The organism is Planococcus sp. MB-3u-03 (assembly GCF_002833405.1).
In the GTDB taxonomy this organism is placed as follows: domain Bacteria; phylum Bacillota; class Bacilli; order Bacillales_A; family Planococcaceae; genus Planococcus.
Genome location: NZ_CP025126.1, coordinates 1 through 7,049 on the forward strand (window position 1 = coordinate 1; position 7,049 = coordinate 7,049).

Sequence of the window (7,049 nt, forward strand, 5' to 3'; positions counted from 1 at the left end):
GATTTAAGTAAGATTTTCACTTCTTTTCTTGAGCCGAATCCTGAATTCGACAATAGTTTATCGATTCTCATATTAGTTCCTCCTAGAAGCCGAAGCGTCTTGTAATGCGCGTAATTCTCGCGCCGAGCAGCTTCTGGGCAAGCCCTGTCTTCAAGCTGAGGTATCCGTAGACAATAGCGCCCACTCCGCCGATCAAGACGATGCGGATCATCGACAAGAATTTATTGTCCATGCCGATAATATAATCGAGGCCATTCATTGCAAAATACACAGCGAACGCCATGACGGCATTCAAGATGAGAATGAGTAAAATGCGGCGGAACACCATTTTCGAGCGATAATTCATCGTCTTCGAAATGACGATCATATTCATCGTAATTGCGACGACATAGCCGATGATTGTCGCAGCGATCGCGCCGTCCGTCTCGAACCACATAATCAGCGGCGTATTCAGCAAGGCCTTAAGCCCGAGGCCAATCAGCAAGTTGATGATGATCCATTTTTGTTTGTTGATGCCTTGCAAGATCGATGCTGTCACAGGGAATGCGGCAAACAGGATCGCGACCGGCAGATAATGCGCCAAAATCTCAGAACCGACATCACTGACTTTGTAGAAGACGTGATACAGCTCATCCGACAGCATCGTCATGCCGATGACTGCAGGCAAGGTCAAGAACAAGATCAACTGGAACGACTGATCCAATGTTTTGGTCACTTGCAAGTGTTCATTGCGCGTGAAATGCTTCGTGATGAGCGGAATGAGCGCCATCGAAAAGCCTGTCGCAAGCATAACTGGAATCATGACCAGTTTATGGGCAGTCAAATTCAAGATACCGAGAAGGTCCGTCTCCATGATATTATTGCCGGCTGCCATTGCCCGGTTGAAGGTCATCAAATCGACGAACTGGAACAACGGGTTGGCGATGCCGAGGAAAATGACCGGTACGGCATATAGTAGGATTTCGCGGTACATATCACGCAACCGCACATCATAGGATTCAACGGATGTTGCAAGTAAGTGATTGTATTCCGGCTTCTTTTTGCGCCAGAAATAATACAAGGTGACAAGCCCGCCAAGCGCCCCGACTGCAGCCGACAAAACGGCGAACTGGATAGCGGTCTTCGGCGTGCCATCAAAAAGATAAATGACAGCGAACGCGCCGCCGAGCAGGAAGATGATGCGGACAATCTGCTCGATCAATTGCGAAACAGCGGTCGGCATCATGTAGTTATAGCCTTGGAAAAAGCCGCGCCAAAGACTCATGAACGGAACGACGATCAAGGCGAAGCTGACCCAGCGGATCGCATCTGCGATATCATCTACCGAGTAGATGAGCTCATCTTCCGAAATGGTGATGCGTGCGAGTGGCTCAGCCAGCAGATAAAGTGCCAAAAACGATAAGATGCCGGTAACCATCATCGTCAACAAACCTGAACTCAATAATCGCCTCCCGGTTTCGTAATCACCGAGTGAATTGTATTTAGCCGTGAACTTGGAAAAAGCGATCGGTGCACCGGATATCGCCAGTGCAAGCATCAAGTTGTACGGTATGTATGCATACTGGTAAAGTCCGATATTATCTTCCCCGACCATACTGTAAAACGGGATGATGTAGATGACGCCGAGCACTTTCGACAGAAATAAACCTAAAGTTAAAATGGCGGTACCTTTAATTAATGAGGACATTTTGCACTCCCTGACTTTGTTCAAAATAAAAAGCAATCTACACGATAGTTTACACCTATAGACAAAATTACTCAACGTGTTTTGCCTCATCGTGTATACTGAAAAGAAAAACGAAAGTGAGTTTTTATTATATGTATGACATCATCATCATCGGCGGAGGCCCATCCGGTTTAATGGCTTCCATCGCTGCCGCATCGAACGGCAAGCGCGTGCTGCTCGTCGAAAAAGGCAAAAAGCTCGGCAAGAAATTGATCATCTCCGGCGGCGGGCGCTGCAATGTGACCAACCGCCTGCCTTTGGAAGAAATCGTCCGCCACATTCCTGGAAATGGCCGCTTCATGTACAGCCCGTTTTCGGTATTCAATAACGAGGACATCATCCAGTTCTTCGAAAATCTCGGCGTTGCCTTGAAAGAAGAAGACCACGGCCGCATGTTCCCTGTGTCAAACCGCGCACAAGACGTTGCTGATGCGATGTTTGGCGAGATGGACCGGCTCGGCGTTGAGCGAAAACTCGATTCCCCCGTCAAAAGCTTATTGATGAACGACGAAAAAGTGACCGGCATCCGCCTGCACTCTGGCGAGGAATTCGAATCGCACGCAGTGGTGGTCGCAGTCGGCGGCAAAGCGGTGCCGCAAACCGGATCGACCGGAGACGGCTATCCTTGGGCAGAAAAAGCGGGACACACAGTCACCGACCTCTATCCGACGGAAGTTCCTTTGTTGTCGAATGAACCGTTCATCAAATCACGCGACCTGCAAGGGCTTGCCCTGCGCGATGTCGCCGTCACGGTGCTCAATAAAAAAGGCAAAGCGCTCGTCACGCACCAGATGGATATGCTGTTCACCCATTTCGGCTTGAGCGGGCCTGCCATCCTGCGCTGCAGCCAATACGTCGTCAAGGAAATGAAGAAAAACGGTGGCCAAGCTGTCACCGTCCGCATCAATTCCATGCCGGATGACAATGCGGAATCGGCTTTCCAGCTGCTTCATAAATTGATGAAAGACGAACCGAAAAAAGCGTTGAAAAATGTCTGGAAAGGTTTGGCTCAGGAACGCTGGCTATTGTTCCTGTTGGACCGTGCAGGCATCGACCCGCAATTGACCGGCGCAGAATTGCCGGCAGATAAAGTCCGTGCGCTCGCTGCTGAAATGACGGCATTCACGATGACCGTCTCCGGAACACAGCCGATCGAAAAAGCGTTTGTTACAGGCGGCGGCGTATCGATCAAGGAAATCGAACCGAAAACGATGCATTCGAAGAAAAAACCCGGCTTGTTCTTCTGTGGCGAAATCCTCGACATCCACGGCTACACCGGCGGCTATAATATCACTTCCGCCCTTGTTACCGGGCACGTGGCAGGAAAAAACGCAGCCGAGTTCGCTGCTTCTTATCAAACCCAAAGTCCCATTGCTTAAGCAATGGGCTTTTTTCTATGGAATGAAGTTGAAAGAGCAAATGAGGACTCACTTCTTAAAGTAGACAGAATCAAAGATAGCGGGAGTTTTCTTGTGGAAATGTTACTGAATATTGAAGTACAGTTTCCCTTCATAGTCGCCGCCCGGCTTTGGGTTGGCCTTTGGCAATAAGCCAGAAAGAACGTCTGTCTTATTGCGTCGGCTCACCCCTTTACGCTCGGCGGCTAAGAGATTTCATTGTATGAAGACGGTTTAAGCAGATTAGCTTCTTTATTCAGTTGCCGGCTAGCGGGGAACTCGCTTCCTGGATAAGTTTGGAATAGATAGTGAGAGTTTTCTTGCGGAAATGTTATTGAACATTGATTTAAGTTTCATCTTAGTATTCACCACCTAGCTTTGGGTTGGCCTTTGGCAATAAGCCAGGAAGAGCACCTGTCTTACTGCGTCGGCTCACCCTTGGCGCTAGCCGGCTGAGAGATTTCGTTGACTCGGGTGAGTTTCATCAGATCTGCTTCTATAATTAGTTGCCGGCTAGTGGGGAAATCGCTTCCCGGGACAAGTTTTGGGAAGATAGCGAGGATTTGTTTGTGGAATTGTTGCGTTGTTCTATTTGTTCTTCATGTTAATATTCGCTGCCTTGCTTTGGGTTGGCCTTTGGCAATAAGCCAGGAAGAACACCTGTCTTACTGCGTCGGCTCACCCTTGGCGCCGGCGGCTGAGAGATTTCATTGAGAGAGGTGTGATTAGTTGAATCTGCTTCTGTAACTAGTTGCCGGCTAGTTGGGGAATCACTTCCCGAGATGCGGCAAATTGACATTCACCCTCTCTTTGATCCAAATAATATGAGCTAAAAACATAATGCATTTCCACACTTTACTTTAAATGAACTGAAGAAACGATCTTCCACTTTAAAACTAGAGACGGAGTAGAAGGGGGCTGACGCCTGTGGGACCGCGCGGGCTGGCGAGACAATCGTGCCGCGCTCTTTGGCACGTTGGCTCAACACCCGCCCCACACCCGGGCAGCTGAAAGCGCGACGTCCTGTCGCATCAGCTGCATGACTCGCATCCTGCGAGCCCCAAGCAGCCATTGGAGCGCAGTCGAAAAGCGTAAGCTTTTTCTACTTACTTCTTTCACATCACTTTTCTTCATTAAACATCTCCTACTTCCACTCCACTTCACCCTTTACTAATTTGAAATTCACCACAATCCTATGCCATTCGTCTCAAAGCCACCAAATATTGAAAATTGTGGCAGGGAATTCGTTTCAAAGCATATGTTTTTTTGGTAAAGTAAAACTAAGCAGAACGCCATTTGCCTGAAAGGACTTAGACGCATGATATCTGATTTTAAATTTTGGCATTTCTTCCTGAACCAAGGCCAACTCATACATAATTTGCGACACACCGAAATGAGGCAAATCAATAAGCGGCTGGCCGTTATTCTTGTGCTCGGCTTGATCGTGTTTGCCTTGCCTGAAATTTGGGGCATGAACACCGGGTCGTTGACGCCGCTGCTCGCGGCAGGCATGTTTGACGGCTATACACTCGCGCGTTGGACCTCGCTTGTCGGCACCTTGCTGTGGGGCGGCTTGTATTTGAGCTTCCATTTGTACATAGCCGCGTATCTGTACGGCCGGATCATCGGCATCCCGTGGAAGGCGATGATCGTCATGCAAGCTTACGTTACGGCATTGTTGGTGCTGGAAAAAGGCTTGATTTTTGGGATGTTCGCCTGGAATGGCTACACGATGGCCTTTTCACCGTTTTCATTCGGGCCGATCGCCGCGACGTTCCTGGAGAACAGCTACCTGATTTATTTCTTTAATCAATTGACCTTGTTTACGTCATTGATTATCGCGATTCAATACCGTTTCATCAAAAGTTTTTCGCGTGTATCACCGAAGATCATTTTGCTTTCACTAATCATCATCCATCTGCTTTCGGCATTGTTCGTCGCGTTGTTCAGCCAGATTCCCGTCGACGAAATGCTGCGTGACTTTATGCAAGGGGGGCCGATCCTATGAACCGCTTTTTCTTTATCGGCTTATCCATTGCCATCGTCGCTTTTTTGACTTCGAACTTCCTGTTGCTGTTCGGTGAGAAGAGCATCATTTCAAAACAACTGTATGTCAGCGAATATGAACAGGCGTATACCCATACATACACCGAAACTTTGCCGAAAGAAGCATTGACGGCACCGCAGGATACGATGGAAATCTACGTCCAGGACGATGAAGCGCTTGAGCAATGGCTCGTCAAAGAAGGCGATGCCGTAACGGCAGGTGCTGAACTGGCACGCTTGAACGAAAGTGAGTCAGAAGACCAGCGAGCGATCTGGCAGTCGGAACAAAGTGCGCTTCAAACAGAACGCAGTGAAGTTCAGTCCACATTGCAGGAATTGACGCAGGCGCGCGCATCGCAAGACAGCAGTGTATCTGAAGACTCCAATAACAGCTCCAGCTATCCAGGGTTTGGCGAAGACATGGAACAGGAATTGCGTATGGATGTCAACGTCTCAGTTGGCGTGGAAGTGCCGGAAGACGGCTCGTATGCTTCAGGCATCGCGCAAGCCCAGCAGCGTCTGGCGGCCATTGATTCTGAACTTGCGGTCGTGGAAGCGCAGCTCGCACAAAGCCAGGAAAATCCGGCGCTCATCAGCCCGGTCGAAGGGACGGTCGCGAGCATCAACCGCGACACCGCTCCGCTCAGCATCGAGATTTACAATAATGAACGCGAATTCGTGACGTATCTATTGGAAGACGAATGGCACGAAGTGGAACAGGCCGATCGCGTATTCATCCAGGCGCCAGGCATTGAAGGCGCGATTCCTGGAACGGTCCGCAGCGTTTCTGAAATTCCGGCAGAAGAATCCAAGTGGTTCGAAGCGTACCGGGATCTCGGCCGCATCGAACAAAACAACCCGATCGCCTTTTACGAAGTGCGCATCGCCCCTGAAACACCCTTGCAGGACACGATGCCTTATGGCAGCAATGTCAACGCAGAAATCACCTTGGATGAAGCACAAGATGCAATCGCCTTGCGCGATGCTTGGGTTTACGATGACGACGATACGACGGGCACTGCCTATACCTTGAACATTGACGGCCGCCCGAATGCCGTCCCTGTCGAAATCGCCTTCACCCAACAAGGCCGCGTTGTTCTCGCAAGCGGCATGGAAGCAGGGGATATCACCATCAATGAAGAGCAGCTTCACGATTATCCGGGAAGGCCGAAGCTCTTCATGCCGTTCCCGAGCCGCACGCCGGACTTTAACTATGCGAAGAATACAGAATGGCGAGCCTATGTCGAATATTTATTGGCACGCTAAGCAAAACCTCCGGGAATTTCCGGAGGTTTTTTTATGGAAATCAACCAGTGAAAGCATATGGGGTTGCTGTGTAAATGGACGCATCGAAAACGCCATGGAAACTTGCGCTTAATTTACGGCCGCCATTGGTGTACGATAGACACAACACATTACAGCCATTGATCGGAGTGGGATATCCATGAAAGAAACAGATTGGCGCTTCCGCGTCGCGCATCGGGAAGCCTGGATCGGCCTCGGCCTTGCGCTCTTCAACTTCGTCTGGTGGTTCGCTTTTGCCTACGGGCTCGGCAATCGCCCGGTCGAAGAATACACGTACATATTCGGCTTGCCCGATTGGTTTTTCTATAGCTGCATCGTCGGCTTCCTGGTCATGGTCGTGCTCGTCACGGTCGTCGTCAAGTTTTTCTTTGTCGATGTGCCATTTGACGAAGAACAGGAGGAAAGCCGATGAACTATTCAGTCCTTATTCCCATGATCGTCTTTTTGATCATCATCTTTTTCATCGGCTATTGGTCGAGCAGAAAACTGGCCGGCTCTTCGAATTTCATCAGTGATTATTTTCTCGGTGGTCGTGAGCTTGGCGGTTTCGTCCTGGCGATGACCATGGTCGCGAC

The 7,049-nt window shown here is 49.6% G+C and carries 5 protein-coding genes and 2 pseudogenes; 5 read left to right on the forward strand and 2 right to left on the reverse strand.

Going from position 1 to position 7,049, the window contains the following annotated elements:
- Both CW734_RS18590 and CW734_RS01030 read right to left on the reverse strand, forming a co-directional pair.
- A pseudogene (locus CW734_RS18590) lies at window positions 1-71 on the reverse strand (16S rRNA pseudouridine(516) synthase); the annotation flags it as partial.
- Window positions 72-82: 11 nt separating this feature from the next.
- Window positions 83-1,687, reverse strand: coding sequence for a putative polysaccharide biosynthesis protein (locus tag CW734_RS01030; protein WP_101189105.1), 1,605 nt, complete (start codon window positions 1,685-1,687; stop codon window positions 83-85).
- Between the two features lie 131 nt (window positions 1,688-1,818).
- Here CW734_RS01030 and CW734_RS01035 point away from each other — a divergent pair, with 131 nt between their 5' ends.
- The 5 genes and pseudogenes from CW734_RS01035 to panF form a co-directional block, all read left to right on the forward strand.
- A complete protein-coding gene (locus CW734_RS01035) occupies window positions 1,819-3,105 on the forward strand; it encodes a BaiN/RdsA family NAD(P)/FAD-dependent oxidoreductase (protein WP_101189108.1) in 1,287 nt (428 codons plus the stop codon).
- A gap of 1,336 nt (window positions 3,106-4,441) precedes the next feature.
- The gene (locus tag CW734_RS01040) at window positions 4,442-5,131 is read left to right on the forward strand and encodes a hypothetical protein (protein ID WP_232787007.1); all 690 of its coding nucleotides are present in this window, start codon (window positions 4,442-4,444) and stop codon (window positions 5,129-5,131) included.
- Window positions 5,128-6,435 (forward strand): efflux RND transporter periplasmic adaptor subunit, encoded by a 1,308-nt coding sequence (locus tag CW734_RS01045; protein ID WP_101189106.1) that lies wholly within the window; start codon window positions 5,128-5,130, stop codon window positions 6,433-6,435. The genes CW734_RS01040 and CW734_RS01045 overlap by 4 nt, the downstream gene beginning before the upstream one ends.
- 178 nt (window positions 6,436-6,613) lie before the next feature.
- Window positions 6,614-6,886, forward strand: coding sequence for a YhdT family protein (locus CW734_RS01050; protein WP_101189107.1), 273 nt, complete (start codon window positions 6,614-6,616; stop codon window positions 6,884-6,886).
- Window positions 6,883-7,049, forward strand: a pseudogene (gene panF, locus CW734_RS01055) (sodium/pantothenate symporter); the annotation flags it as partial. The gene CW734_RS01050 and the pseudogene panF, both read left to right, overlap by 4 nt.

Bases quoted from the DNA above. Each gene is read 5' to 3' on its own strand.
- CW734_RS01030 (WP_101189105.1), bottom strand. From the start codon at position 1,687: ATGTCCTCATTAATTAAAGGTACCGCCATTTTAACTTTAGGTTTATTT.
- CW734_RS01035 (WP_101189108.1), top strand. From the start codon at position 1,819: ATGTATGACATCATCATCATCGGCGGAGGCCCATCCGGTTTAATGGCT.
- CW734_RS01040 (WP_232787007.1), top strand. From the start codon at position 4,442: ATGATATCTGATTTTAAATTTTGGCATTTCTTCCTGAACCAAGGCCAA.
- CW734_RS01045 (WP_101189106.1), top strand. From the start codon at position 5,128: ATGAACCGCTTTTTCTTTATCGGCTTATCCATTGCCATCGTCGCTTTT.
- CW734_RS01050 (WP_101189107.1), top strand. From the start codon at position 6,614: ATGAAAGAAACAGATTGGCGCTTCCGCGTCGCGCATCGGGAAGCCTGG.